26 protein-coding genes are annotated in these 26,813 nt (G+C 36.6%); 13 read left to right on the forward strand and 13 right to left on the reverse strand.

Going from position 1 to position 26,813, the window contains the following annotated elements:
* Window positions 1-40: 40 nt before the first annotated feature.
* Window positions 41-1,525 (forward strand): sodium:solute symporter, encoded by a 1,485-nt coding sequence (locus HW347_RS10825; protein WP_214611885.1) that lies wholly within the window; start codon window positions 41-43, stop codon window positions 1,523-1,525.
* Window positions 1,526-1,580: 55 nt separating this feature from the next.
* On the opposite strand, the gene HW347_RS10830 is transcribed toward HW347_RS10825, so the two are convergent.
* From HW347_RS10830 to HW347_RS10845, 4 genes are all read right to left on the reverse strand, one after another.
* A complete protein-coding gene (locus HW347_RS10830; RefSeq protein WP_214611886.1) occupies window positions 1,581-1,940 on the reverse strand; it encodes a CoA-binding protein in 360 nt (119 codons plus the stop codon).
* Between the two features lie 209 nt (window positions 1,941-2,149).
* Window positions 2,150-3,157, reverse strand: a complete 1,008-nt coding sequence (locus tag HW347_RS10835) for a 3-oxoacyl-ACP synthase III family protein (protein WP_214611887.1) — start codon at window positions 3,155-3,157, stop codon at window positions 2,150-2,152.
* A 109-nt stretch (window positions 3,158-3,266) separates the two neighbouring features.
* Window positions 3,267-4,577 (reverse strand): ABC1 kinase family protein, encoded by a 1,311-nt coding sequence (locus HW347_RS10840; protein WP_214611888.1) that lies wholly within the window; start codon window positions 4,575-4,577, stop codon window positions 3,267-3,269.
* A gap of 38 nt (window positions 4,578-4,615) precedes the next feature.
* A complete protein-coding gene (locus tag HW347_RS10845; RefSeq protein WP_214611889.1) occupies window positions 4,616-5,275 on the reverse strand; it encodes a TetR family transcriptional regulator C-terminal domain-containing protein in 660 nt (219 codons plus the stop codon).
* A gap of 422 nt (window positions 5,276-5,697) precedes the next feature.
* Here HW347_RS10845 and htpG point away from each other — a divergent pair, with 422 nt between their 5' ends.
* Window positions 5,698-7,590 carry a molecular chaperone HtpG gene (gene htpG / locus HW347_RS10850; protein ID WP_214611890.1) on the forward strand — a complete coding sequence of 631 codons (1,893 nt, stop codon included), beginning with the start codon at window positions 5,698-5,700 and terminating at the stop codon, window positions 7,588-7,590.
* 433 nt (window positions 7,591-8,023) lie between these two features.
* The gene (locus tag HW347_RS10855) at window positions 8,024-8,398 is read left to right on the forward strand and encodes a hypothetical protein (RefSeq protein WP_214611891.1); all 375 of its coding nucleotides are present in this window, start codon (window positions 8,024-8,026) and stop codon (window positions 8,396-8,398) included.
* Between the two features lie 54 nt (window positions 8,399-8,452).
* Here the strand turns inward: HW347_RS10855 and HW347_RS10860 are convergent, their stop codons facing one another.
* Window positions 8,453-9,262 (reverse strand): inositol oxygenase, encoded by an 810-nt coding sequence (locus HW347_RS10860; RefSeq protein WP_214611892.1) that lies wholly within the window; start codon window positions 9,260-9,262, stop codon window positions 8,453-8,455.
* 44 nt (window positions 9,263-9,306) lie between these two features.
* Window positions 9,307-10,905: a solute:sodium symporter family transporter gene (locus HW347_RS10865; RefSeq protein WP_214611893.1), complete on the reverse strand. Its 1,599-nt coding sequence runs from the start codon at window positions 10,903-10,905 to the stop codon at window positions 9,307-9,309.
* Between the two features lie 331 nt (window positions 10,906-11,236).
* Between HW347_RS10865 and HW347_RS10870 the strand changes: the two genes are divergently transcribed.
* The 3 genes from HW347_RS10870 (at window position 11,237) to HW347_RS10880 (ending at window position 13,147) form a co-directional block, all read left to right on the forward strand.
* A complete protein-coding gene (locus HW347_RS10870; protein ID WP_214611894.1) occupies window positions 11,237-12,058 on the forward strand; it encodes a hypothetical protein in 822 nt (273 codons plus the stop codon).
* Window positions 12,059-12,155: 97 nt separating this feature from the next.
* Window positions 12,156-12,797, forward strand: coding sequence for an MOSC domain-containing protein (locus HW347_RS10875; protein ID WP_214611895.1), 642 nt, complete (start codon window positions 12,156-12,158; stop codon window positions 12,795-12,797).
* Window positions 12,794-13,147, forward strand: a complete 354-nt coding sequence (locus tag HW347_RS10880) for a DoxX family protein (RefSeq protein ID WP_214611896.1) — start codon at window positions 12,794-12,796, stop codon at window positions 13,145-13,147. The genes HW347_RS10875 and HW347_RS10880 overlap by 4 nt, the downstream gene beginning before the upstream one ends.
* 67 nt (window positions 13,148-13,214) lie before the next feature.
* Here the strand turns inward: HW347_RS10880 and HW347_RS10885 are convergent, their stop codons facing one another.
* A complete protein-coding gene (locus tag HW347_RS10885; protein WP_214611897.1) occupies window positions 13,215-13,799 on the reverse strand; it encodes a hypothetical protein in 585 nt (194 codons plus the stop codon).
* 215 nt (window positions 13,800-14,014) lie between these two features.
* On the opposite strand from HW347_RS10885, the gene HW347_RS10890 reads away from it, so the two are divergent.
* Both HW347_RS10890 and HW347_RS10895 read left to right on the forward strand, forming a co-directional pair.
* Window positions 14,015-14,902, forward strand: a complete 888-nt coding sequence (locus tag HW347_RS10890; protein WP_214611898.1) for an AraC family transcriptional regulator — start codon at window positions 14,015-14,017, stop codon at window positions 14,900-14,902.
* Window positions 14,902-15,501: an alpha-ketoglutarate-dependent dioxygenase AlkB family protein gene (locus HW347_RS10895; protein WP_214611899.1), complete on the forward strand. Its 600-nt coding sequence runs from the start codon at window positions 14,902-14,904 to the stop codon at window positions 15,499-15,501. Before HW347_RS10890 ends, HW347_RS10895 begins: the two co-directional genes overlap by 1 nt.
* A 189-nt stretch (window positions 15,502-15,690) precedes the next feature.
* Here the strand turns inward: HW347_RS10895 and HW347_RS10900 are convergent, their stop codons facing one another.
* Window positions 15,691-16,461, reverse strand: a complete 771-nt coding sequence (locus HW347_RS10900) for a S1/P1 nuclease (protein ID WP_214611900.1) — start codon at window positions 16,459-16,461, stop codon at window positions 15,691-15,693.
* Window positions 16,462-16,567: 106 nt separating this feature from the next.
* Here HW347_RS10900 and HW347_RS10905 point away from each other — a divergent pair, with 106 nt between their 5' ends.
* Genes HW347_RS10905 through HW347_RS10920 form a run of 4 tightly spaced genes read left to right on the forward strand, consistent with a single transcriptional unit; the run spans window position 16,568 to window position 21,217 of the window.
* Window positions 16,568-18,823: a transglycosylase domain-containing protein gene (locus HW347_RS10905; protein WP_214611901.1), complete on the forward strand. Its 2,256-nt coding sequence runs from the start codon at window positions 16,568-16,570 to the stop codon at window positions 18,821-18,823.
* Window positions 18,824-18,858: 35 nt separating this feature from the next.
* On the forward strand, window positions 18,859-19,026 hold the full coding sequence (locus tag HW347_RS10910; protein ID WP_214611902.1) for a DUF4177 domain-containing protein: 168 nt from the start codon (window positions 18,859-18,861) through the stop codon (window positions 19,024-19,026).
* Between the two features lie 39 nt (window positions 19,027-19,065).
* Window positions 19,066-19,869: a Cof-type HAD-IIB family hydrolase gene (locus HW347_RS10915; RefSeq protein WP_214611903.1), complete on the forward strand. Its 804-nt coding sequence runs from the start codon at window positions 19,066-19,068 to the stop codon at window positions 19,867-19,869.
* Window positions 19,870-19,900: 31 nt separating this feature from the next.
* Entirely contained in the window at window positions 19,901-21,217 is a 1,317-nt protein-coding gene (locus HW347_RS10920; protein ID WP_214611904.1) for a DUF819 family protein, read from the forward strand.
* A gap of 30 nt (window positions 21,218-21,247) precedes the next feature.
* Here the strand turns inward: HW347_RS10920 and HW347_RS10925 are convergent, their stop codons facing one another.
* The 3 genes from HW347_RS10925 to rpiA are packed head-to-tail and all read right to left on the reverse strand — an operon-like array spanning window position 21,248 to window position 24,517.
* Entirely contained in the window at window positions 21,248-22,213 is a 966-nt protein-coding gene (locus HW347_RS10925) for an aldo/keto reductase (RefSeq protein ID WP_214611905.1), read from the reverse strand.
* 10 nt (window positions 22,214-22,223) lie between these two features.
* On the reverse strand, window positions 22,224-23,792 hold the full coding sequence (locus HW347_RS10930) for a protein adenylyltransferase SelO (protein WP_214611906.1): 1,569 nt from the start codon (window positions 23,790-23,792) through the stop codon (window positions 22,224-22,226).
* Between the two features lie 50 nt (window positions 23,793-23,842).
* The gene (gene rpiA / locus HW347_RS10935; RefSeq protein WP_214611907.1) at window positions 23,843-24,517 is read right to left on the reverse strand and encodes a ribose-5-phosphate isomerase RpiA; all 675 of its coding nucleotides are present in this window, start codon (window positions 24,515-24,517) and stop codon (window positions 23,843-23,845) included.
* 208 nt (window positions 24,518-24,725) lie between these two features.
* Here rpiA and HW347_RS10940 point away from each other — a divergent pair, with 208 nt between their 5' ends.
* Entirely contained in the window at window positions 24,726-25,427 is a 702-nt protein-coding gene (locus HW347_RS10940) for a DUF4369 domain-containing protein (RefSeq protein WP_214611908.1), read from the forward strand.
* A 44-nt stretch (window positions 25,428-25,471) separates the two neighbouring features.
* Here the strand turns inward: HW347_RS10940 and HW347_RS10945 are convergent, their stop codons facing one another.
* On the reverse strand, window positions 25,472-25,741 hold the full coding sequence (locus tag HW347_RS10945) for a hypothetical protein (protein WP_155597495.1): 270 nt from the start codon (window positions 25,739-25,741) through the stop codon (window positions 25,472-25,474).
* Between the two features lie 82 nt (window positions 25,742-25,823).
* Window positions 25,824-26,786: a type I phosphomannose isomerase catalytic subunit gene (locus tag HW347_RS10950; protein ID WP_214611909.1), complete on the reverse strand. Its 963-nt coding sequence runs from the start codon at window positions 26,784-26,786 to the stop codon at window positions 25,824-25,826.
* Window positions 26,787-26,813: the final 27 nt, after the last annotated feature.

The raw sequence follows: 26,813 nt of genomic DNA on the forward strand, positions 1-26,813 counted from the left end.
CTATTTTTACTTTTTGTACTTTGGTTTTAAATTTTATTACATGACCGCCACGCACATCCTAATCTTAATAGGTGCTTATTTTCTCTTGCTTTTATTCATATCCTATTTTACAGGAAAAAACGACTCTAATGTTGACTTTTTTAAGGCGGGGAAATCCTCTCCTTGGTACTTGGTCGCTTTTGGAATGGTAGGTGCCTCTCTTTCAGGAGTTACCTTCATCTCTGTGCCCGGTTGGGTAGAAGCTTCCGGCTTTAGTTACATGCAAGTTGTTTTTGGATATCTGGCAGGTTATTTTGTCATAGCCTTTATTCTTTTACCCATTTATTATCAACTAAATGTTACCTCTATCTATGAATATTTAAAAAAGCGGTTTGGTATCGTAAGTTATAAGGTAGGCGCTGTGTCTTTCTTTATCTCTAGGGTTCTAGGAGCTGCTTTTAGGCTGTTTTTAGTGGCAATTGTTCTACAGCAATTTGTATTTGATGAATTGGGCGTACCATTTGAGGTTACGGTTATCCTCTCTATTTTATTAATATGGATATATACTTTTAGAGGCGGAATAAAAACAATTGTTTGGACAGATACGCTCCAAACGGCCTTCATGCTTTTATCCGTTGGACTGAGCATTTACTTTATCAACCAGAAATTGGACTGGAGTTTTACCGAATTTCTAGCATCCGAAGAATTAAAACAATACAACCAAATACTATTTACAGATAGTTTTTTTGATAAGAACCACTTTCTAAAATCCTTTTTTGGAGGCATGTTCATCACCATTTGCATGACCGGTCTAGACCAAGATATGATGCAGAAAAATCTTACCTGCAAATCGCTGAAAGATGCCCAGAAAAACATGATTTCTTTCAGTTTGGTCCTAGTTGTTGTGAATTTTGTTTTCCTTTTGTTAGGGGCACTTTTATTTATCTACGCAGCCAAATTTAACATTGCTATTCCATTAATGGATGGCCAACCAAAGCCCGATCTACTATTTCCGGAAATTGCAATGAACAGCGGCTTGGGAATAGTTGTTGCTGTTACGTTTATGCTAGGATTGATAGCCGCAGCCTATAGCAGCGCAGATAGCGCATTAACCTCACTAACAACCTCTTTTTGCATAGACTTCTTAAACATTGATGAGAAAGCCGAAAAAGACCAGAATAAAATTAGAAAGACAACTCACGTAGGAATGAGTATTCTTCTGATTGTTACGGTAATCTTGTTCAAATACATCTTAGACCGAAACGTTATAGACGGCCTCTTAACCGTTGCCACGTATACCTATGGTCCTTTACTGGGACTATTTACCTTTGGTATATTCACAAAGCATGCTATAAAAGATAATTATGTATGGCTTGTTGCCTTATTATCCGTTCTCTCTATTATAGGATTTGCGAATCTGCCAACCGAATATTTAGGCGGTTACAAATTTGGATATGAATTACTACCTTTGAACGGATTATTAACTTTTCTAGGGCTGTGGCTGATTCGAAATAAGAATCCTGCAGTTATATCCGATAAAACGTAACTCCTTAAACGTTAAAGTTTTATAGGAAAAATCTTACATGTATTTCATCGATCATTTAATATTGACCTGTTGCCAACAGCACTAATGTACACGCAACAACCGCCTCAATCCCTTCATTTTGCAGTAATGCGTAAAATTCTGGGTTTTCTGTTCCTGGATTAAAAATGACTCGTTTGGGAGCAATTTGTAGGATTTTGTCGATATACTCAGGCTGACGAGCTGCTCCTATGTATAAAGTAATGGTATGAATATTTTGAAAATCACTTAAATTGGTCTTTATTTGTGTTTCCCTGATTTTGCCCTCGCGCAAACCAAATGCTTCAGTTTTGATATTATGATCTAACAGCCTATTTACGGCTAGATTGCTATATCTACTGGGTTTAAGGGAAGTTCCGAAGACTAATGTTGTTTTCATATGTTAAATATGATGTTAAAGTTCATTTAAGATGTAACTTTTTGATAAAATAACCGTCTATTGTAAAAGACGATATTTTGAAGAACAACTTTTAAAAATATTGGTCGGTGATAATGCTATATGTTTATAGTTAATGGTTAGTGTTTAGTATAGCAGCATCAACGACAGAAACCCCGATGGAGACATCGGGGTTTTGTTTTGCTATAAAGTTACCATTTTATAATAGCGCTACCCCAAGTGAAGCCACTACCAAAAGCGGCCAGAACCACTAAATCTCCTTCTTTAATTTTTCCTTTCTCCCATGCCTCAGTAAGAGCAATTGGAATTGATGCTGCGGTAGTATTACCATATTTCATGATATTATTAAAGACTTGATCATCTCCTAGACCGAATTTCTTTTGAATAAACTGAGAAATACGCAAGTTAGCTTGGTGTGGTACCAACATATCTATGTCTTCCGGTGTAAGGTCATTGGTTTTTAAACCTTCCATTATTACCTCACTAAATCGTACTACTGCATTTTTAAATACAAACTGACCGTTCATATGAGGATAAAATGATTCATCGTTATGATCATTATCTTCAATAATATCCGTAACCCAACGTTTTCCCATACCCGGAGCTATCAAAGATAATTCCTCTGCATGTTGTCCTTCGCTATGTAAGTGCGTAGAAAGTAGCCCTTTTGAGTTATCTTCTTCCCTACTCAATACTGCTGCACCTGCACCATCTCCGAATATAACGGAAACAGACCTACCTCTTGTGGTCATATCAAGACCATGGGAATGCAACTCAGAACCAATTACAAGAACATTCTTGTACATACCTGTTTTAATGTACTGATCAGCTACACTTAATGCATAAATAAAACCAGAACATTGGTTTCTTACATCTAAGGCACCAACGGTTTTAATACCTAAATCTCGTTGTACCAAAACACCTGGGCCAGGAAAATAATAATCTGGACTTAGGGTAGCAAAAACAATAAAATCAATATCGTCTTTATCAATACCTGCACGTTCAATAGCGATTTTAGCCGCTTTTACACCCATGGTTGTTGTGGTGTCCCCACCTTTAACCACGTGTCTTCTTTCTTTAATACCCGTTCGTTCTTGAATCCACGCATCGTTGGTATCCATTACCTTGGCCAAATCATCATTGGTCACTACGTTTTCGGGCACGAAGTATCCTAGTCCCGTTATTTTTGAATTATACATAGAAGGTTTTTTTAATTTTAAAAGCAACAGCTTTAAACCATATTGCAAAGTAACCCGTAAATTTCTAAGATAAGCAAAATAAATAGCATGAATTTTGACATAATCTCAATTAAGAGATGTATTGCTTATAACTATTTACTTCAATTTTAGCTTTTAGGTCGTGTAATAGATTGTAAAGACCAAAGAAAGTCCTGTTCATATACAAGAAGTGTTTAGACCCCCTATTACCATTCATTTTACGTATCTGCGTATCTTTTGAATAACGCTCACTTAAATCGGCTATTTTGTCCCAGAAATCATCTGCACCAAAATCAAAATTCTCCTCATGGAATGGAGAAGTTAAAAGAGAAAGCATCTCTTTAAATAACCCTTTAAAGAATTTAATTTCTTCCGGAGTATCGGTTTCTGTTAGAATTTCCAACTCATACATTTTTTGTGTAAAAACCGTATCATTTTCTATATTATGCTTTTGAGCCAATTCAAAATAAGGCACATAGAACTCATCCGGAACCTCTTTAATACAACCAAAATCTATAGCTATTAAAGTATGGTCCTTACTCACTAAAAAGTTTCCCGGATGCGGATCGGCATGGACTTTTCTTAGTCCGTGAATCTGAAACATATAAAAATCCCACAGCGTCTGACCCAATTTATTACCAACTTCCTCTTCAAAATCTTTATTGGTAAACTCACTTAAATGCTGACCGGACATCCAATCCATAGTAATAATACGCTCACTAGAAAGCGCTTCATAATACTTTGGAAACTCAAGATTTTTTATAACCGCACAGCTTTCAGTTATATTAATACTTTGTTCTATTTCAAGAAAATAGTTAGTCTCTTCAATTAGCTTGTTCTCTACTTCCTTGAAATATTTGTCGGAATCTTTTCCTTTTAGATTAAACATTCTAATGGCAATGGGCTTCACCAAAGCTAAATCACTAGAAATACTTTGGGCCACTCCTGGGTACTGGATTTTTACTGCTAATTCTTTCCCGTCTTTTGTTGCTTTATGAACTTGGCCAATACTGGCTGCATTAATACTATCCTTATCAAAAGTGTCAAACAAATCCTCAGGATACTTGCCCAAATATTTTTTAAACGTTTTCCGCACCAATGGCGCGGAAAGTGGCGGTACAGAAAATTGGGAAAGAGAAAACTTATCTACATACGCCCTAGGTAATATGTTTTTCTCCATACTAAGCATCTGCGCAACTTTAAGAGCACTACCCTTCAAACTTTTTAGTCCGTCGTAAATATCCTCCGCATTATTTTCGTTCAATTCGTTCTTATCCAACTCAGGATTAACCAACTTTTTACCAAAGTACTTCACATAGTTACCACCTATCTTCACACCCGTCTTCACCAATTTACTGGCTCTTTCTATCTTACCTGTTGGTATACTATCAAGTGTCTTCATATATTTTGTTTTGAAAGGGGGTTTCCAATGACTAGTTATTAAGCAAAAGTTTCTTTGTACAGGAATTTTCCGAAATCAATAATATTATCTAACGGTGTATTATCAAATATGTCAAATATGGTGTTGATTGATTTCTCAATGGCCATATCCGTCTTTTCAAATCCTGCAGAATTATCATCCATCCAAAATTTAAGAACGAACAAGAACTGCAACCAGGCTCCTTCTGAAAAAAGTTGTGGATTATATTTTGTGATTTTCAGGTTCTTTTCTGCATTTGCATCGTCTATAAGGCCTGTTGCAAAACCTTTAATATGCTTGCGCAGCCCTTTTAGCTGTTCCAGATTTTTGAGTGTACTGCTGTTCTGCTTTAAAGAAAATAGAACATAGCTCCTATTTAGAGTAAGCATCTCAAAGAAGGTATAGAAAAAAGTAAGCATTTTCTCCTTGTTCGAAAAACCTTCGTACTCCTTGTTTTTGTTCAGAAGAGCTTCCGTATTGGTGTAGAATTTATTCCAAATCTCCTTCTGTAAACTCTCTACAGAACCAAAAAAGGCATAAAAATCCGCCTCAGGAACCTTATTCTCTTTACAGAACTTGTAAATAGATTTAGGAACACTCTCGTGCTCCAAAACATAATCCATATACATTCCTATAATATCATCTTCTGTAACTTTTTTTGTTTTCGTTTTCGCTACCATTTTGAACAATTTTATATATTAAAATTACGTCTAAAGTGCCGCATTTACTGTTAACGGTATACCAATTTTATTGTATAACACAAAACGTGCTTCCCGGAGAAAGCACGTTTTAAAACAACCTAACCAATAAATGATTATAAACATGATCTTGATTAAAAACTCTCTCTTTCACAGCAATCTTAATCACATCTCCTACAAAGATATAAAATGTTTAACAATTTTAAAAATAAATTAAACAAAATAAATTATCGTACTCATTTCGTCACACTAATATGTCAGTTTGTCATAGTCTTCATATGTGGTATTTTTTTTGACAACTACCATGCAGGTAAACACTACCAGATTCTTCTATGCAGAAGAATGAAACTAAGTATTAAACAAAGTTCAAGCTCTGGCGAGAACATTTCTAAAATTTATAATTTATGTCTACAGGTAAAATCAATGTTTCGGTGGAAAACATTTTTCCGCTGATAAAGAAATTTTTGTACAGTGACCACGAGATCTTTTTAAGAGAGCTCATATCTAATGCAACAGATGCTACCTTAAAATTAAAACACCTTACCTCTATTGGAGAAGCCAAAGTAGAATACGGTAACCCAATGATTGAGGTTAAGATTGATAAAGAAGGTAAAAAAATACACATTACAGACCAAGGTATTGGTATGACCGAAGACGAGGTCAAAAAATACATTAACGAGCTTGCCTTTTCTGGTGCTGAAGAATTCTTGAACAAATATGAAGATGGTGCTAAGGAAAGCGGCATTATAGGTCATTTTGGTCTTGGTTTCTATTCTGCCTTTATGGTGGCCGAGAAAGTAGAGATTAGTACCAAGAGCTTTAAAGAAGGTTCTGAAGCAGTTCTATGGAGTTGTGATGGTTCTCCAAACTTTACATTAGAGCCAGGTGAAAAACAAGATCGTGGTACAGAGATTATTCTTCATATTGCCGAAGATTCTACGGAGTTCCTAGAAGAAGGCCGTATCAATGAGCTTTTAAACAAGTATAACAAGTTCATGCCTATTCCTATTAAGTTTGGTATGAAAACGGAAACTTTACCTAAGCCAGAAGATGCTAAGGAAGAGGATCCTGCACCTACACAAGAAGTAGATAATATCATTAACAACCCTAACCCAGCTTGGACTAAACAACCAGCGGATTTAGATGCTGATGACTACAAAAACTTCTACCGTGAGTTATACCCAATGCAGTTTGAGGAACCTTTGTTCCATATTCACTTAAATGTAGACTACCCTTTTAACCTTACCGGTATTCTGTATTTTCCAAAGATGACCAATGATCTTAACCAACAGAAAGATCGTATACAACTGTATCAAAACCAAGTTTTTGTTACCGATAACGTAGAAGGTATTGTACCAGAATTCTTGACTATGTTGCGTGGTGTAATTGATTCTCCGGACATTCCTTTGAACGTTTCTAGATCATACCTTCAAGCAGATGGCGCGGTAAAGAAAATCTCTTCGTACATCTCTAGAAAAGTTGCCGATAAATTAAATTCACTCTTCAAAAACAGTAGAGAAGAATTTGAGCAGAAGTGGAACGATATTAAAATCGTTATTGAATACGGAATGCTTAGCGATGATAAATTCTTTGAAAAAGCAGACAAGTTTGCACTCTACCCTACTGTAGATGGCAAGTATTTTACTTTTGAAGAACTTCAGGAAAAACTTAAAGGAAACCAAACGGATAAAGACGATAAACTTGTAGTTCTTTATGCTTCTGACGAGGTTGCTCAGCACAGTTATATTGAAGCTGCAAAAGCTAAAGGATATGAAGTTCTATTGATGGATTCTCCTATTATTGGTCATTTAATGCAGAAATTGGAAACGTCTAAAGAGAAGCTTTCTTTTGCCCGTGTAGATGCAGACCATTTGGATAACCTTATCAAAAAAGAGGAAAATCAAATCTCTAAATTATCCGACGAGGAAAAAGAAACTCTTAAAAAGAATCTTGAGGAAGTAATAACAGATAAGAGTTACACCGTTCAGCTAGAAGCTATGGATAGCGATGCTTCTCCTTTTATCATTACTGAGCCCGAGTTTATGCGTCGTATGAAAGAGATGCAACAGACCGGTGGCGGTGGCGGTATGTTTGGTATGGGTGCTATGCCAGATATGTACAACCTTATCGTAAACACAAATTCTGAATTGGTAGGTGAAATATTAAATACCAAAACAGCTAAGAAACGTGAAAGGTTAATTAGCCAGTCTATTGATTTGGCCCGTCTTTCAAAAGGCCTATTAAAAGGTGAAGAATTGACAAACTTTATTAAGCGTAGCTACGAGATGGTGAAGTAACTTAAAACAAATACACTTACAAAAACGTCCAATTGCTGAGTTCAGCGATTGGACGTTTTTTCTTGTAAAATTTATATCTTCAGCAAAAATATGCGAGGGTATAGGATTACATGAAGAATCTGGTTGAAATTCCCTTCTGGTATTATCCACAATAATTCTATTACGAGATAATTAAGTTTTTATTGACTTGAAAAAATACAATACTATCTGGTTTACAATTACATAGATATTGTTCCTTTAAATTTATATCATGTTAAAATTCAATCATTTATTCTGCTATAAATCTAAAAAAGTTCTATTTTGTACTATTTCCCTTTCTTTAGTCAATAATGTTAAAGAACTTTGAAGAAAGAAAATATTTACATCGTTTTAAGTTGAGCAACTTACTTTGTACAAGAAATTGCTCCGGTTACGAAAACAAAGTATATTTTTTATGGTTATTACAGAACTTAATCCAAGGGGCCAATTTGAAAATTGGGATAAAAAGAAGCTGAAAGAAATCAAAGAAAAAAAATTTGATAATAAAATCGGTAATATCCTTTTTGAAAATAATGAACTTATTCTAAGCGAAATTGCCCTAAAACCAAAAGAACGTTTGCCTTTTAGATTGCACCAACGTGACTGTAGCTGCACTAGTTTTACTGATGGCCTTCTAATTTCGCGAAATATTAATGGCCAAATAGCGCTGTTACGTATTGAAAAAGCCAAGTGTTTCTATTGGACCAGTAATAATGGAGAAATGATTAATGACCTTGAAAATATTGGAGAGAACACAGTCATAATTAAGATATTAGAAATGAAACCTTAACGGCTACTCCAGACAGTGCAAAGCAACCGTTTCAAAATATTTTCCGATTGAATATTACCAATAAATAGGTCCTTTTCCCAAGTATTTTTCAGCAATTGGTTGGTAATAATCTCTTACATCCTCTAAATCATAGATTTTTTGACACTTTGTATACAGGTCATATTTATTAAAATCTTTAATAAGCTCTAGATATTCCTTATCTCCTTCATTTAGAAGTTCTTTATAACTCCCGCCTGTGTGCCAAGGGTAAAAAGAGTGGTAACGTATCATAACCATAGCCTCTTTTGGCAAATTGTTTTCCTTATGGTTTGAAAGAACTTGAAACAGATACTCATCATGGCCCCAAGCCAAATCAAGATTATCCATACCACATCCTTTTTCGTAAATCCCTGTTGGTGTATTATAACGAGCATCTGCCATATCTGGATTCAACTTATTAAACTCAGGATAGACACACGTATCCGGTAATTCGCAGCCTACTACAAATACATCTCCAACAGTTCCCCATTGCTCATCTTGGCTGGTACCATCTTCATCGCTTCCCCAAAGAAACATCACTTTTCCTAAATCGTGAATAAGACCTGTAAGTTGCATCCAATCCGGACGGTTGTCTGCCCTAATAGCTTCTGCGCTTTGGATTAAGTGCTGTACGTTAGGTAAATCCAAATCTGGATCACTTACATCTATTAAATCATTCAAGTGCCCCATAGCCTCCCATAAATCCATAGGCTTGTCATACGTCAAATATTTCTTATGCATACCTTGGACATAGTCTACAGTTTGCTTTTTACGCATTTTTCTATAATGCTCCTTAACAGCCGCCGACACATCTACAGCCTCATAATCTCTGAACGTTTTTTCCATCTTTAACAATTTAATTTTAAACTACATACAACAACTATTTTAGTTTACACATTGCCTAAAACAAGGTACAAAATAATCGTAAATGTCACTAGAAAGAGACTAAAAGGCTTTGCATACCTCCATGGTTTGAGGTTCAAAATACCTGCATCTTTCATTATAAATCTTTCTTCTTTCTTTCCAAAGGCCGACACCACGTGCATAACTAAAATATTCAGTACAAACTCTATTCCCCAAATATGTATAAAATGAAGATTCACTTCAATTATATAATACATAACCACATAGAATACCAAACCGAACATTAGTCCCGCTTTTGCCCCTATAGCGGTAACTCTTGGGAATAAGAATCCAGCAATAATTACACTGGCAATGGGTATAAAAAATATTCCGTTAAGCTGCTGTAGCAGTTGATAAAGGCCATCAGGTGCATTTGCCACAAACGGTGCTATGCCTATTGCCAGAACCGCCAAAATAGCAGATGTACTTTTACCTATGATTACTAGTTTTTTATCACTTGCATCTTTCTGAATATATTTTTTAAAAACATCTAAACTAAAAACGGTAGCCGCACTGTTCAATGCGCTATTGAACGTACTTAAAATAGCGCCCATCATTACCGCAACAAAGAAGCCTGTTAGCCATAGTGGCAATACTTTTTTTACCAAAAGTGGATATACATTATCTGGATTATCATAAAGACTCTCTCCAAAATAATAAAAACCGATAAGACCTGGTAGTACAATTACTAAAGGAACCAATATCTTAAGCAAACCGGTATATAACAGTCCTTTTTGAGCTTCTTTTAGATTTACCGCCCCCAATACCCTTTGGATAATAGATTGATGCATGGTCCAGAAATAAATCTGATTTATCATAAGACCTGTAAACAAAACTTCAAAAGGTAATATGGCGGAACGTGCTCCCTCTCCTACTCCAGATTCATCACTTACTACATTGAATTTATCTGGACTATGGTTAAAAACTGTTGTCATTCCTTCAAACACATTTCCATCTCCAATGCTCAATAATGCCAAAATGGGAACCAACAGACCAGCAACTAAGAGACCAAATCCGTTTATTGTATCTGTATAAGCTACCATTTTCAATCCTCCAAAAATGGCATATATAGCACCAATGGTACCTACTACTAAAATGGTTATCCATATACCCTCACTTTGGGTAACGTTCAATAGTTCCGAGATTTCAAAAATTGCTTCAATATTCAAGGCTCCTGTATACAACACAATGGGCAGCAAAGTGGCCACGAATGAAATAATTAAAAGTAATGCAACAAAGGTACGAGTGAGACCGTCAAAGCGTTTTTCTAAAAACTCTGGAATAGTAGTCAGTCCCATTTTTAAATACCGCGGTGCAAAATACAAGGCTGCAATAACCAAAGCTAAAGCAGATGTAACTTCCCAAGCAACAATAATTGCTCCGTTCCTATAGGCAGAACCGTTCATACCCACCAAATGTTCCGTAGAAATATTGGTCAATAATAATGAGCCGGCAATTACAATTCCCGTTAACGATCTACCTCCTAAAAAGTAACCGTCTTTGGTATTCAGTTTATCGCGCCTAAGCTTATATGTAGCATAAAAAGCGACAAAACCTGTAAAGAGTAAAAATGTCAATAACGCCATAAAAGGGACCTGTGGGGATTAAATAGCAAATAATTACCATGCTTAAGTATCAAATAAACATAAATAAAATGAATAAATTACAATATTCCTAAATTTTTCGTGTGCGCAAACGAAACTTTATGATTTAAACGCACCCATCTCGCTAAAACACAGTTTATAAAAATAAAGACTAGTTACCAATAGCACTTTTGTCCTTCATAGGTAAAACAGCTTTACCCATATTAGCAACCCTATCTCCACTAATGAAACAGCCAAAAAATACCAGAAATCCAGTATTTTATAATTTGTAGTGGGTTTGTACTTTAGCACCGAACCACAAACAATCTTTAACATGAAATATTCTAAACTGCTAATATTGTTTTTTATAGTAATGTTCTACTCAGCTAATGCCCAGAATGCATCAGACGAGATTTTTATGACCAATGGAGAAACTATAGCCGCTAAGGTTTTGAGAGTAGAGCCCAATACAATTACCTATACTTATTTAGGAGAGGATTTGGAAAACGTTGTCAAAAAAGAAGCGGTTTATAAAATTACTTTCAAAAGTGGTCGCGAACAACTCTTCACACAATCAAGTACCGGGCGCCAATCTATAAGCCCAGACTTTGAATACCCCACAATGAAAAGTAATGAGGGAGTTATTTTACCTTTTGAATTTGTTTTTGACGGCGCCGAGGCTCCCGAAGAAGGGTTCGAAGCCCAAGAGTATTACTACCATAACCTTATGCGTAAACCTGAGAGAAATACAATTACATACCAAGATATAGATATTACCCTAAAAAGATTGCGCGAAGCGGGCATTACTAAAGCCAATGATTTACGAAACTATGAAATGACCGAAATTGCTAAAATTGTTGGTGCAGGTGTTTTGGTGACAGGCAAAATTACTGTGGACTACCGTAGTACAACCTCATCTTCATCAGGCTCTAGCACCACAAAAGTAGACACAAAGAAAAAAAAGGTGAAAACATATTCATCAGGTTCAAGCAGATCTATGGATGAATTTGACACGAAAGTGCTTTTTGTAATTTACGATAAGAACGGAAATAAAATTGTTAATGTTAACCGTGTTCCATTTATGGCTACAACACGCGATAACTATGTTACCGCTTTAAATTACTTGATGAAACGCACCCCATATTACCAGAAGTAGTACATGTAAATTAGAATAGGTAACCAATCATTGTACTATTGTTTTTAAACCACAGTTATCATTCGTTAATTGTCCATGGTTTATTTACTTTTATTACATGAAAATTATCTCAACCAATATTGGTAGCCCAACCACAATTACTTGGAACGGCAAAGAAGAACAAACGGGAATATTCAAATACCCAGTGGACGAATCTCTTTTTTTAGGAAAAACAGATGTTGCCAAAGACACCGTAATAGATAGAAAGCACCATGCAGGTATTAATAAGGCCTGTTTTCTATTCTCAGTAGACCATTATGATTATTGGAAAAATAAATACCCAAATCTAGATTGGAACTGGGGTATGTTTGGAGAAAATCTTACGGTTAGTGATTTTGATGAATCTAAAATCCGTATTGGAGATATCTACAAATTAGGTTCTGTACTGGTACAGGTTTCGCAACCAAGGGAACCCTGTTATAAATTAGGAATTAGGTTTGAAGATCAAGGTATTCTAAAAGAATACATAGATTATGGATTTCCTGGCACTTATGTGCGTATACTAGAAGAAGGAGAAGTAAAAAAAGGCGACGAATTGGTCTTGGTAGAACAATCAGAAAATCGCCTTACCGTAAAAGATTTTTATCAACTACTGTTTATGCGTAAAAAGGACCCTAGCATATTACAATTGGCTTTGACCAATGAATCTTTGCCTGAATATAAAAGAGAACGTTTAAAGAAATACCTTCCAAAAATATGAATTACCCATGGCACCTATATCTAATGGGAATAATTTATGTAATGGGCGGCATCATGCATTTTATAAAACCTAAGGCTTACATGAGGATAATGCCTCAATATTTACCAAATCATAAGCTTTTAGTGACGTTAAGCGGTATTGCCGAAATAATTTTGGGTATTGGTGTTTGTCTTCCTTTAACAAAAGACTATGCTGTTTACGGGCTTATTTTAATGCTAGCGGTATTCTTACTTGTACATTTTTATATGCTGTCTAGCAAAAAGGCTTCTGCAGGTTTTCCTAAGTGGATATTACTATTAAGATTACCCTTGCAATTTGTTCTAATCTACTGGGCATATAGCTACTTATAAGCACAAAAAAGCCCCTAACGCTCTCAACAACATTAGGGGCAATTAACTCAACTCAACTTAAACTTCCTTAGTTTACCGTAATTTCCTTGTAATAGGTTTCTTTACTGTCTTTAACTACAAGTGTGTACTCACCTTCAAAGGCTTTGGTAAAATCAAATGCTTTTTCAATAACCATTTCATCTTCTCTAGTTTCAGAGAAAACTAATCTGCTGCTGCTGTCGAAAACTTTAATTTCTACATCTTCGCTGTTTAGGTTCAATAGGTTTAGATAAACCATTTTTTCTTTAACTCTAAAGACTGGTTTACTGTTTTCTTTTCTATCGATTACCTCTACATCATCTCCTTTTACACTTATCGTGTACGATACTGTTGTTAAATCATCTTCTGATTTAAAAAAGTAAAGACCATCTTTAAGTTTAGAAAGATCAAATTTCTTTGCATAGCCACCTTTTTCAACAGCTTCAAAGAATATAACATTCTGCTCTGCGTCCATAAACTTGATAGTTGTTCTTCCCGATTGGGCATCTAGTTCGTAAACAAAGCTTTTTACATTTTCATTTGGTACAACACTAAGTTTGGGTTCGTTAGCCATGCCTACAGTCGTAGTGAATAATAAAGCGATCATTGCGGCGGTTCTTACTACTTTTCTCATATCGTTGTTGTTTAATATCCTGCTGTCACACAGGGTAGGTTAATAATATGATACAAACTTACCTCCGTTATCTTGCTCTCACTACTCCTCTATTCGCCAATAAATGTGCTATTTTACCATTGCATATATAGCAAAACACCCTTTGGGGTAATATTGAGTATATTTTGGTTAATTTTGTAAAGAATGGTAGAAATCCCCTTCTTTAATTTTGTATTATGAACAAACCCCCGCAATTAAATCAGAAGCCCGCTTTTGAGGTCATTGAACCTAGTTTTGGGCATTCTTATACGTATCAAAGATTTGATGCGAGTAAGAACAATAAGAACAATGTCTGGCATTATCATCCTGAGATAGAACTGGTTCATGTACATGGTGGATCGGGAAAAAGGCAGATTGGTAGTCACGTATCCTATTATTCAAAGGGAGACCTTATATTAATAGGTAGTAATCTCCCGCATTGTGGTTTTACCAACTCTCTTACGGATAATGAGAGCGAAACCGTAATACAGATGAAACTAGATTTCTTAGGAAACGATTTTTTTGATATTCCCGAGATGAAAAAAATTCAATCGCTTTTTGAAATGGCCAAGGGCGGTATTGCCTTTTCTGGAAAGACCAAAAGAAAGATAGGCGAGAAAATGCAGATTCTGGAATACCAGACTCATTTTCAGCGTTTGCTTTCCATATTGAATATTTTAAACGAACTGGGGAATTCCAAGGAATTTAAAATTCTAAATGCCGAAGGTTTCTCTATGGAGACCGAGGTAAAAGATAATGACCGCATCAACGTAGTTTTCAATCATGTAAAGAATAACTTTAAAGAAGAGATTACTTTAGATGAAATAAGTACTATGGTAAGTATGACAATACCCTCATTCTGTCGTTACTTCAAAAAAATCACGAATAAGACTTTTGTTCAGTTTGTAAACGAGTATCGTTTGGTACATGCATCCAAACTTTTAGCGGAGCAACCTTTAAGTATCACCGAGGTTTGTTTTGAAAGCGGATTCAATAATTTCTCGCATTTCAACAAGCAGTTCAAAGCCTTTACGGGACAAAACCCATCTGAATATAGAAACGAACTGAAAACAGTTCTTAAGTAATGGATGGTCTGTTCTCAGATGAAATAGACTTAAACCTACCGGATAGTGATATTATTTATTACCCGGATTTTATAGGTAAGAAAGAAGCTGATGTTTATTTTGATTTGCTTCGGAATAAAATACCGTGGCAGCAAGATGATATTACCGTGTTTGGTAAAACCTATGCCCAACCCAGACTTACTGCCTTGTATGGTAATAATGACAAACCCTACTCCTATTCAAAATTGGTAATGGTACCTCATCCGTTTACTCGGGAACTTATAGAAATTAAAGAAAGAGTAGAATCGAAAGCTGATGCTACGTTCACCACTTGTTTACTTAACCTTTATAGGAACGGGCAAGATAGTAACGGTTGGCATGCAGATAATGAAAAAGAGTTAGGTGATAACCCTATTATTGCTTCGGTAACTTTAGGACAAGAACGCTTCTTTTACCTAAAACATAGAACAAATAAAAGTCTGAAACAGAAAATTCTACTAAAGCATGGTAGCCTTTTATTAATGAAAGGAAGTACGCAGGAACACTGGCTACACCAAATACCAAAAACGGCAAAGATGGTTGATGAACGCATCAACTTAACCTTTAGAATTATTATATAAAAAAAATCGACCATTAAAAATGGCCGATTTTTTTTTACCCTTTACATATGGAGAAGATTGCTGCCTTTAGCCGCCGGGTGCCGGCTAATGTCCTCACAACCATCTACTCTAATATAACCCCAAATTGAGCCTTAATGTATAATGATTCGTTGAACGTTAGCGTTTTTTTGATAAATGGTAATTGACGGTTTAGAAAAGTTCATTCAAAACCTTAGCTAAGCGCAAACCGCCTTTTTGTAGTTGATTTTCAACAGTACCCCACCAATCATAACTGTAGCGGTAATATAATTTCTCTCCCGCTTCTACGGAATCATACAACTTACCTGCAATTTCTTGAGATTCTTCAACCCATTCTATAACAGTACCTTGTTGAATAAACTTTACTTGTTCTTTTGAAAGTTCTGGAAGACTAGATGCCAATTCCGTATAACTCATTCCATATGAATTAATCATATTAGAATCCCAAAGCCTATGCAGATTGGTGCCCTCATTGAACCACTGCAACTGAATATCATTACCCCCTTTATCTTCATAACGGCCAACGTGCATTGGCTGGTGAAGATCACCAATTAAATGCACTAACATTTTTAGGTAAAAGACTTTGTCTTCCTTTTTGCTGTTCTCATCTTTAATAATCTCAATGCATTTATTGATACCTATAATAAGGTCTCCATTTTTACTAGGTTCAATATCTGCGTAATCTTTTCCTTCAGGAATATTCACATAATGCCAAGCACTAAATTCTTTGAAAGCCCTGTCGGCCTTTATATCATCTGCAAACGTAGATACATAAGCTAAGCTCTCTCCGTTCAGTAATTTTTTAAGAGCCTTCTTTGCTTTTTTTGAAAGATGGTGTTGTGCTACTTCACCAACGGTACGGTGTCCGGTTTTTGACCATTCTTCATCGTTTGCGTTAGAAAGTGTTGTTATTAAGAACAGAAAGAATACTATTTTTCGCATGAAATAAATTTAGCCGCAAAAGTAGAAAATTGAAGTTTAATCTATTGTTAAGAAACTCAAGTGTTTCATTTTTTAATTTGATATTGCACTCACAAAATTCATCGATTTGATTTTAAAAAGAATAAAGCCCTCATATTTAAGATATATTTTACTTGCCGCAATCGCCTTTGCGGTATTCTTCTTTGTATTTATTCTCAGTATTTACTGGGGAGCTTGGGGCAAACTACCAGGCAAAGAAGAGCTCTCTGACTTCCAATACCAAAGAGCTTCAGAAGTGTACACAGCAGACAGTGTGCTTATTGGCAAGTTTTATTTATTTGATAGGCAGCCCATTGCTTTTGAGGCCATTCCTAAAAATGTACTGAACGCCTTGGTGGCCATAGAAGATGAACGCTTTTACGAGCATACCGGTATTGACTACCAAAGTTTAGGACGTGTAGCCGTTAAAACAGTGCTGATGCAAGATCAATCTGCTGGTGGAGGAAGTACCTTAACACAACAGCTTGCTAAAAACTTATATCCTCGAAGGGATAGAAAAAAGGCAAATATTGTAGTCGATAAAATAAAGGAGATGTTCATTGCTTCCCGCCTGGAAGACATTTACTCCAAAGATGAAATTCTTACCAACTACCTAAATACGGTTTCCTTTGGCGATAATACTTTTGGGATTGAGAGTGCTTCCCTTAAATTTTTCAATAAACAAGCCAAAGACCTTACGGTAGAGCAAGGTGCCGTGCTGATAGGAATGCTAAAAGCAACCTACGGCTATAACCCTCGTATATTTCCAGAGAAGAGCCTTACCCGAAGAAACTTGGTACTTCTTGCTATGGCGAATAACGATTTTATTTCCGCAGAACAGAAAGATAGCCTAACGGATATTCCAACAAAACTGGATTATCGGGACTTTGACAACAACTCTGGTTTAGCGCCTTATTTTAGGGAAGAGGTTAGAAAGCAATTACTAAAATGGAATGACAAGCAGAAGGAAGAAGGAAATGAATATAACATCTACACTTCCGGTCTAAAAGTATATACCACCTTAGATTATAATATGCAATTCTGGGCAGAAGAAGCAATGCAGGGTCATATGAAATCGTTGCAAAGTAGTTTTGAAAAAAGCTATGGAAAAAATGCACCATGGCTAAAGAATAAAAAGCTGATTGAGAAAGTGGTCAAAAATTCGGATGTTTATAAGAAGCTTAAAAAACAAGGCTTGGAACACCAGCAAATCATGGATTCCCTTAGTTTAAAAAAAGAATTAGTCCTAACGGATTGGGATGGCGAGAAGACCCTAAAAGGTAGCTCCATAGATAGTATTGCTCATTACATGAAAATTTTGAATACCGGTTCTTTAGCACTGGACCCAAAAACAGGTGCTGTAAAAACTTGGATAGGTGGTGTAGATTTTGAACATTTTAAATACGACCATGTTGCACAAAGCAAACGCCAGGTAGGTTCTACCTTTAAGCCTATTGTTTATACCGCTGCTTTGGAAACGGGCACTTTGCCTTGTACCTATTTCTCTGCTGAAGAAGTTGAATATGAGAATTTAAAAGGATGGACACCCAGTAACTCCGGTAAAAAAGACGAGGCTTATCTTAACTATTCTATGGAAGAGGCACTAAGCCATTCCGTAAATACGGTAGCGGTAAAAGTTTTAGAAAAAGCGGGAATTCAAAACGTCATAACCATGGCAAAAAACATGGGTATTTTCTCAAAATTACCTGAGCAGCCGTCATTAGCATTGGGTACCGGAGAAATTTATCTGAATGAACTAGCTGGCGCATATGCCAGTTATGTGAATAATGGAAAAGCCGTTCTTCCCTACCTCATTGAAAAGATTACGGATAGAAAAGACTCCGTTTTAACCAAATTTGAACCAAAAAGAGCTAAAACAACGGCTTTTTCTGAAGAAACAAGGCAAATTATGGTGGAAATGATGAAAGGTACTATTGATAAGGGTACCGCCTCTAGAATCCGTACAACCTATAAACTGAACAATGCCATTGCTGGTAAAACCGGAACTACACAAAACAATAAAGATGCCTGGTTTGTGGCAATTATGCCAAAATTGATTCATGTAACTTGGGTTGGACTAGACAATCATGAAATTGGATTTAGAAGCACAAGTTTGGGACAAGGGGCAAATGCTGCACTCCCTATTTTTGCCAAGTGGATGCAGGAAATGAACAAACATCCATACTATAATGAAATTACCCAAGCACAGTTTAAACGCCCCAATCCAGCTACTTTAGAGATGCTAGACTGTGAACCCGTAAAACGCGATGGCTTCTTTAAACGCTTGTTTAAAAATCCGGATAAGAAAAAGACTAAAGCTTTCAGGAAAGGGAATTCTGGCTAAAGCCTTATTTTTAAATAAATCTAAACTTGTAAGTCATGAAAGAATATAAAATTGTTACTCAAAAAAATGGGCTTTTAAAAAATAATGACGCCGAATTTGAGATTGAACTCAATGCGTTGGCACAAAAAGGATGGCGTGTTATAAGTGTAGTGTGTATGGAATTACAAAGTTTAAAAGCTGTTCTTGAAAGAGATGAAGCATAATAAAAAGCATATTTAAAATCTTAAATAAAACTAAACCCTTTGAATTATAAAATACTCTGCTCCGACTTAGATGGTACGTTATTAACCACAAAAAGCGATGTTTCCGAACTTACAATTGCCGAAATTGATCGCATTAAATCACATTTAAAAGTCATTTTAGTATCAGCTCGTATGCCTAGTGCTATGACCTATTTGCAAAAAGACCTGGCTATTGAAGAACAACCTATTATTTGTTACAATGGCGCCTTGATACTTGATGGAGACAAAGAACTTTCTTCCGTACATATTGGCACGCAGCATCTCCAGCAAATATATGAGCTGGCAGAAGCCAACAATACCCAACTCGGTTTGTACTATAAAAATGAATGGTATGTAGAAGTAGATTCTGAACGCGTTCAAAAAGAGGTTAGATACACCAAGACCTCTCCTGTTTTTAGACCTACACCAGAAACTCTTTCCGATTGGAAAGGTCGCGAAATTGGGGCGCACAAGATAATGCTCATGAGCACTAAAGAAAGTGCTGATATCCTTTACCCTGCTTTAGAAGAAAAATTGGGTGAACACCTCAACCTATATCGCTCTAATGATACTTTAATTGAAGTGGCCCCTAAATCCGTTTCAAAATTATCTGCTATAAAATCATTATTACAAGAAGGTGAATCCCTTGAGCATGTAATCTCTTTTGGGGATAATTATAATGATATTGATATGCTACAACACAGTGGTCATGGTGTAGCCGTTGGTAACGCCCGCGAAGAAGTGAAAGCTGTTGCCGATGCCGTAACCCTAACCAATACAGAAAATGGTGTGGCAGACTATATTAAAAAGCATCTGGTAATTTGATTATATTTGAGAAAAAGTACCCGAAAATTATATGACCGAACCGCTTCTACCCGCTCCGCTAATAACCGATGATACTGTTGTTTTTGGACTTCTGGCCCTCTGCCTAGGCTTCATTTTTTATGGCTCATCTAAGAATACTGGCTTTTGGAGCAAATTCTACGGTATTGTGCCTGGCGTGCTCATGTGTTACCTACTACCTGGTATACTTGCCTCTACAGGTATTGTTGCTGAAAAATGGGAGACTTTAAATGATGCTGGAGAAGTAATCACCCACACTTCTAGTCTTTACTATGTTGCAAGTAGGTACTTGCTGCCTGCTGCTTTAGTGCTCATGACCTTGAGTATCGACTTAAAAGCAATAGCTAACTTAGGCTCAAAGGCCTTGATTATGTTTTTAACGGGTAGTGTAGGGATTATTATTGGGGGACCAATTGCTATTTTAATAGTCTCTATTTTTTCCCCGGATACCGTAGGTGGAAATGATTTTGATGCTATATGGAGAGGACTTTCTACCATTGCCGGTAGTTGGATTGGTGGTGGAGCTAACCAAGCTGCCATGTATGAAATCTTTAAATACAATCCTGAAAAATATGGTGCTATGGTATTGGTAGACATTGTTGTTGCCAATATCTGGATGGCTATTATTCTATTGGGTGTTGGCCGTACCAAACAAATTGACAAATGGCTTAAAGCCGATACTTCCGCAATTGAAACCCTAAAGGTAAAGGTGACCGCCTTTTCCGAAAAAATAACCCGTGTACCTACCATAAAAGATTATATGATGATGCTCTGCTTTGCGTTTGCTGCAACGGGTATTGCGCATTTCTTTGGTAATCATATTAGTGATATGCTAACGAACTCTTTTGAAAGCGTCCGTGATCAAAAAAGCTTTCTGTCTTTCTTGGGCTCCAGTTTCTTTTGGATGGTTGTTATTGCCACAGCAGTTGGCATAGCACTGTCATTTACCAAAGCTAAAAATTACGAAGGTGCAGGTGCCAGTAAAATTGGCGGCATGTTCATTTATCTTCTTGTAGCGACCATAGGTATGAAAATGGACCTTGGAAAAGTGCTTGAAAACCCTGGCTTGATTGCCATTGGTTTTATATGGATATCCATTCATGCCGCCCTATTGATTCTCGTAGCAAAACTTATAAAGGCTCCCTTCTTCTTCTTAGCCGTAGGTAGCCAGGCAAATGTAGGCGGTGCCGCTTCGGCTCCCGTTGTAGCTGCCGAATTTCACCCATCGTTGACTTCCGTTGGGGTGCTTCTAGCTGTTTTTGGTTATGTAGTAGGTACTGGTGGCGCACTGCTTTGTGCGTATTTGATGGAGGTTGCTTCGGCTTTATAGGTGAATTAAGATATATTAAAAAAAGTAAATCTAACCCCAACTCAACTGACTGCGTTCCTCCCAATATACTTTGGAGTTTACTTTTGCCTTGGTAAGTTCTGCTAGTTCTTCTTCATTTAAAGTGAAGGAATTCGCTTTTAAATTTTGTTCCAACTGATTAATATCTGCCGCTCCGCTCAGAACATAGTCGGGTTGAATAGCATCCATAACATATCTTAAGGCAATGGCATCCACGCCTACTTCATACCTTTTCGCCAAAGTTTGTAACGTAGCATATAAAGACTGGTATTGAGGATATTTTTCATTTTTAAAAACTCGCCCGTTTGCCATAGCTTCTTTGACTATAAGTTTTTTACCTTGTAATTTTATATCTCGTAAAACAGGCAAAACCGCTTGTTCCAGCATATTGAAGGTAACTTGAAAACTATCAAAAACTACCTCGCCATCTATTCTTATCTGGAGTGCATTTTCTATAACTTCTTTTTGATTAGGGCCACTTGTAGACATCCCAATTTTAAGTCCAGTCGTTCTTTTTATGTCCAGCAATTTTTCTAATACTGGTTTATTCTGAAGCACGCCACTTTCAAAAGTCGCGGAATGAATTTGATAGTATTCCAAAGAGGGAAGCAGTTCCTTAGAAACTTGCCATTGCTCCGTTAGCTTCTCCAGAGAGTGTTCTTTTACTTCATGAGGACCATCATAGCCCAGTTCCCAATTGGCAACATAGGTATAGCCCCATTTGGTTCCTAGGACTACATCTGTATGTTTCCGGCTATTGTGCCAAGCTTTCAAAAATTCTTCGCCTTTTCCGTAAGACGGAGCGGTATCAAAATAACGTACGCCTTTCTCATAGGCCTCATCCAACACTTTTAAGGCATTGGCCCTAAAAGCAACTTCAGACTTATCCCTGTTGCCAGCATCAATATTTATATATTCCGGACGGCCCAAAGCGGCCATACCCAACCCAATTTGGGTTTTAGATGTATTCTCTGCCATAAATTTCATTTTACGAACTACAAGACAACATGGAGCAACCTACTTTGTTACGCGCCCAATCCGGACGTTTGGCAAACCATTTTTCATTCTCTGGTTGCTCACCATACGGTTTTTTCAACAGTACAAACAATTCATCAATTAGAGCATAATCCCCTTTATCAGCTTCATCAATCGCCAATTGCGCCATGTAATTACGCAGCACATATTTAGGATTCACCTTATTCATTTTTTCCTTTCTATCCGCGTCTGAAAGAGTTTCTTTTTTCAATCGAGTTTGATAAGTTGTAAACCAAAGCGTCCATTTATCTAACACTTCTCCCGTTACTTCATCTGGAGTATAGAAAGCATCCTCAACAATTTTCAGAAACGAATCTACATCATTGGAGTCCTTTTCAAACTCAGCTAAATTCCGAAAGAACAAAGTCATGTCGGTTTCCGTAAGCTGTAGGTTTTCTTCTAAATCATTCAGCAATTGTTGGTCCAAATCATCCTTTTCATAAAGTCCAATTTTAGACTTCATCATATCCAAATACTTCTCCTCGAACTTCGTTTTAAATCCTTCCAAAACATTCTCCAAAGGTTCCGCTTCTTCTATCAACGGAAAAATAGCATTGGCCAATTGGTATAAATTCCACAACCCAATATTAGGCTGATTCCCGTACCGGTATCTACTATGCTGGCGATCTGTAGTATTTGGCGTCCATCCGTGGTCATAACCTTCTAACCAACCGTAAGGGCCGTAATCTATGGTCAAACCTAGAATGCTAAGATTGTCTGTATTCATAACGCCGTGCACAAAACCTACACGTTGCCAGTGTACCAACATCTCCAAAGTAGCATCTGCCACAGCTTGAAAAAATTGAGCATACGTTTCTTTGGAAGGCTCCCCTAACTCTGGAAAAAAGTGTTTTAAAGTATAATCCACCAACGTTCTCATGGTTGCGGTATCTTCCCGCGCAGCAAAAATCTGATAGTTTCCGAAACGGAGAAAAGAAGGTGCAATCCGGCTAACGACTGCCCCTTTCTCATAAGCGGCATTCCCGTTATAAAGTACATCACGAAGTACTTGATCACCAGTTAACGCTAATGATAACGCGCGTGTTGTAGGAACGCCCAAATGGTACATGGCCTCACTGCACAAATATTCCCGAATGGACGAACGCAAAACTGCAAGTCCGTCTGCAGTTCTGGAATATGGCGTTTCACCAGCACCTTTTAATTGCAGTGCCCAGTGTTTTCCGTTATGTTCTATTTCCGTTAAGTTAATAGCTCTACCATCTCCCAACTGCCCGGCCCAGTTACCAAACTGGTGACCGCCATAGCACATGGCATACGGAGTGGTTCCGTCTATAACTTTATTACCCGTAAAGATTTTTAGAAATTCTTCGCTTTGAGTATCTTCTTTGGAAAAGCCCAGTTCGTTGGCCATTTCTGGCGATACATGAACCATACTTGGATTGGCCGTCTGCTTAGGAGTAGCATATGAAAAGCAGGCTTTTTCAACCTGTCTTCTGCTATTCTCCATGATAGGATCGGCCGGCAATTCTTTATTAAAAGTCTCTTGTATGTTGAATTTCATCTATTTCTTTTTTTTGTAATTTTTTCACCTCTCCTCAAAAAATAGAGCGGTTACTTTTTAAAGGTAACAACCTTGTTCCCTTGCCCCATTAAAACAATATCCGTAGAGGTTAAGAAAAGTCCGGTTTCCACCACACCTGGGATTTGAATGAGATGATTGTTCAGTTCCTGTAAATCATCTTTTTTAAAAATATCGACATCTATTATGCAATTATTCTCGTCGGTCTTATATACCTCATTATTCTTCATGCGTAATTGTGGTTTCAAATCCATATTATGCAATTCAGAAATAATAATTTCTGTAGCAAAAGGTATGGTTTCCACAGGTAGTTTGAATTTTCCTAAACGGTCTACCTTTTTACCTGAATCTGCAATAATGATGTTAAACCTTGAATTATGGGCCAATATTTTTTCTCTGAGCAATGCTCCTCCTCCACCTTTTATCAGCTGAAATTTAGGATCAAACTCATCGGCTCCATCAATATTAATATCCATCGTTCCCGCATCATCTAAAGAGATTAAAGATATACCGGCTTGTTTAGCCAATTTGGCGGTAGCATCTGAGGACGGTATGCCTTTCATTATGAGTCCGCCTGCAACTCTTTTACCCAGTTCAGCTATCATAAACGCTGCAGTAGAACCTGAACCCAAGCCCACTAACATACCATTCTTTACATAATCTGCGGAAGCAATAGCTGCTATCCATTTTTCGTTTTCGACGTTCATATGCTACCCATTTAAAAAAATTCGATAATTGAAAAGATATAAAATTATTTGCAGAACCATGACTCTTATTAGTCGTAATCCGAGCTGTTTTCTTTCGTAAAATCAACACAAAAATAGAGTACTATTTGCTAATCATTCAGCAATTTCAAAAATAGCTTCTAAAGGAAACCAAAAAAATTACAGATATTTGCGCCACCAAAAACTATACATGAAAAACATATTTCTTTTAAGTGCCATTTCTATTCTATTGCTTTCTTGTGGAGGCGAAACCAAAAACACCATGACCGTTACCGGAAATGTAAAAGGTCTTAAAAAAGGTACACTCTACCTTCAGCACGTGCCCGACTCGGTTTTGACTACCATAGATTCTTTGCAAATAGAGGGTAATGGGAATTTTACTTTCACAACAGAACTTGAAAGTCCAGAGATTTTCTACCTCTACTTAAATAAAAAAGATGCTAGTGATTTAAACGACCGTATTACCTTTTTTGGTGAACCTGGTACGATTACCATAAATACATCTTGGAACACTTTTGATACCAATGCAGAAATAACAGGCTCTGAAAGTCAAGAAAAATTGGAAGAATACAGAAAAACAATGTCTCGGTTTAATATGAAGACCTTAGAAATTGTTCAAATGGCGAATGACCCTAATAATGTTTTGGATTCATTGCAACTAGACTCTGTTCAAACGTTGAGTGACCGAAATTTACAACGTGGTTATGCTTTCTCTGTAAACTACGCAATTAATAACAAGAACTCATATATAGCTCCTTATATAGCATTAAATGAAGTACCTGATGCTAATGTGAAGTATCTAGATTCTATTTACAATGTATTATCTCCGGAAGTATCGGACTCCAAATACGGCAAGCAATTAAAAACGTATTTAGAAACTATTAAAAAGTAAAAAAGCCCGCAATTGCGGGCTTTTTAATTTAGTTCTCAGAAGGCTTAACCTAATTTGTTCACCTTTTCAACAAGACCAGTAGCCTTTGTTTCCAATTCTTTACGAACATCGTTTAAGTGTTTCTTTCTGTTATCAACACCTCTTTGGTTCACTTTCTGAATAAGGCTGTCAAAAGTCTCGATAGCTTCATCAATTACTTTTGCTCCTTCTTTAGATTCTTGGTCAGCATTTGCAGCCTCTACTATGTATACCGCTTCAATGATGTCACCTAAGACATTATTAATATCCTTCTTTAATTCTTTTACACTTGCCATTATCAATAAATTTTACGCAAAAATACGCTATTTATAATCAATTTGTATAGAAAATATTTATCCCAAAACGCAATTTCACCCTTTAAATGGTTACTTCTAAGAGCTTAGCCCCTTGAGTTGTAATTTTAATAGTATTGGATGCAGCAGGTAAAAGCGTAGTTTCTCCCTTTTTAATTTCTACTGAACCGTTTTCATTAGCTATAGTAGCCGAACCGCCTACACACATAAAAATAGTGAACGAATCACGATTAGTTACATCTTGCGTTAAACCTGAATTTAGATCTAAGAAGTCAGTTTTGAAATACGGACAGTCTACCATATCATTCACGGTATTCTTATCGTTTTTATACTCGACTTTAAAATCGTCTTTCTTATTATAATCAATTGCATCCAACGCTTGCTCCGTATGCAACTCTCTAAGATTTCCGTTTTTGTCTTTTCTGTTAAAATCAAACACACGATAGGTAACATCTGATGTCTGTTGGATTTCCGCCAAAAGAACCCCAGCCCCTATGGCATGAATTTTTCCTGTATTGATAAAAAACGTATCTCCCTCTTTTACCTTTTCATAGTTCAAAAGGTCTAGAAGCGTATCATTTTCGATACTCTTTGCATACTCCTCTTTGCTAACATCTTTGTTGAAACCTACTATTAAGCTAGCATCATCATCAGCATCCATAACATACCACATTTCAGTTTTTCCGAATGAATTATGACGCTTTTTAGCCAATTCATCATTAGGGTGTAACTGAATAGATAAGTCCTGTTTAGCATCAATAAACTTGATTAGAATTGGAAAATCGGTTCCAAAACGTTTATAAACGCTCTTACCCAATACACTCTCTGGGTCTTTTTCTATAAGGTCTTGTAGTGAAGCTCCCGCTAAATCTCCGTTGGAAACCACAGAAATATCACCTGGAACAGTTGAGAGTTCCCAGCTTTCGCCAGTAATATCATTTTCAATAGGCTTACCCAAAACATCTTTGAGTTTAGTTCCGCCCCAAAGGCGCTCTTTTAAAATAGGATTGAATTTTAAGGGATGCATAGCGTTTGTTTATGGTTATTTATTTTT

It is taken from the genome of Zobellia barbeyronii (assembly GCF_018603515.1).
GTDB lineage: Bacteria > Bacteroidota > Bacteroidia > Flavobacteriales > Flavobacteriaceae > Zobellia > Zobellia barbeyronii.

Excerpts from the sequence above, each read along its gene's own strand:
- HW347_RS10825 (WP_214611885.1), top strand. The coding sequence starts at position 41 with ATGACCGCCACGCACATCCTAATCTTAATAGGTGCTTATTTTCTCTTG.
- HW347_RS10830 (WP_214611886.1), bottom strand. The coding sequence starts at position 1,940 with ATGAAAACAACATTAGTCTTCGGAACTTCCCTTAAACCCAGTAGATAT.
- HW347_RS10835 (WP_214611887.1), bottom strand. The coding sequence starts at position 3,157 with ATGTATAATTCAAAAATAACGGGACTAGGATACTTCGTGCCCGAAAAC.
- HW347_RS10840 (WP_214611888.1), bottom strand. The coding sequence starts at position 4,577 with ATGAAGACACTTGATAGTATACCAACAGGTAAGATAGAAAGAGCCAGT.
- HW347_RS10845 (WP_214611889.1), bottom strand. The coding sequence starts at position 5,275 with ATGGTAGCGAAAACGAAAACAAAAAAAGTTACAGAAGATGATATTATA.
- htpG (WP_214611890.1), top strand. The coding sequence starts at position 5,698 with ATGTCTACAGGTAAAATCAATGTTTCGGTGGAAAACATTTTTCCGCTG.
- HW347_RS10855 (WP_214611891.1), top strand. The coding sequence starts at position 8,024 with ATGGTTATTACAGAACTTAATCCAAGGGGCCAATTTGAAAATTGGGAT.
- HW347_RS10860 (WP_214611892.1), bottom strand. The coding sequence starts at position 9,262 with ATGGAAAAAACGTTCAGAGATTATGAGGCTGTAGATGTGTCGGCGGCT.
- HW347_RS10865 (WP_214611893.1), bottom strand. The coding sequence starts at position 10,905 with ATGGCGTTATTGACATTTTTACTCTTTACAGGTTTTGTCGCTTTTTAT.
- HW347_RS10870 (WP_214611894.1), top strand. The coding sequence starts at position 11,237 with ATGAAATATTCTAAACTGCTAATATTGTTTTTTATAGTAATGTTCTAC.
- HW347_RS10875 (WP_214611895.1), top strand. The coding sequence starts at position 12,156 with ATGAAAATTATCTCAACCAATATTGGTAGCCCAACCACAATTACTTGG.
- HW347_RS10880 (WP_214611896.1), top strand. The coding sequence starts at position 12,794 with ATGAATTACCCATGGCACCTATATCTAATGGGAATAATTTATGTAATG.
- HW347_RS10885 (WP_214611897.1), bottom strand. The coding sequence starts at position 13,799 with ATGAGAAAAGTAGTAAGAACCGCCGCAATGATCGCTTTATTATTCACT.
- HW347_RS10890 (WP_214611898.1), top strand. The coding sequence starts at position 14,015 with ATGAACAAACCCCCGCAATTAAATCAGAAGCCCGCTTTTGAGGTCATT.
- HW347_RS10895 (WP_214611899.1), top strand. The coding sequence starts at position 14,902 with ATGGATGGTCTGTTCTCAGATGAAATAGACTTAAACCTACCGGATAGT.
- HW347_RS10900 (WP_214611900.1), bottom strand. The coding sequence starts at position 16,461 with ATGCGAAAAATAGTATTCTTTCTGTTCTTAATAACAACACTTTCTAAC.
- HW347_RS10910 (WP_214611902.1), top strand. The coding sequence starts at position 18,859 with ATGAAAGAATATAAAATTGTTACTCAAAAAAATGGGCTTTTAAAAAAT.
- HW347_RS10920 (WP_214611904.1), top strand. The coding sequence starts at position 19,901 with ATGACCGAACCGCTTCTACCCGCTCCGCTAATAACCGATGATACTGTT.
- HW347_RS10925 (WP_214611905.1), bottom strand. The coding sequence starts at position 22,213 with ATGGCAGAGAATACATCTAAAACCCAAATTGGGTTGGGTATGGCCGCT.
- HW347_RS10930 (WP_214611906.1), bottom strand. The coding sequence starts at position 23,792 with ATGAAATTCAACATACAAGAGACTTTTAATAAAGAATTGCCGGCCGAT.
- rpiA (WP_214611907.1), bottom strand. The coding sequence starts at position 24,517 with ATGAACGTCGAAAACGAAAAATGGATAGCAGCTATTGCTTCCGCAGAT.
- HW347_RS10940 (WP_214611908.1), top strand. The coding sequence starts at position 24,726 with ATGAAAAACATATTTCTTTTAAGTGCCATTTCTATTCTATTGCTTTCT.
- HW347_RS10945 (WP_155597495.1), bottom strand. The coding sequence starts at position 25,741 with ATGGCAAGTGTAAAAGAATTAAAGAAGGATATTAATAATGTCTTAGGT.
- HW347_RS10950 (WP_214611909.1), bottom strand. The coding sequence starts at position 26,786 with ATGCATCCCTTAAAATTCAATCCTATTTTAAAAGAGCGCCTTTGGGGC.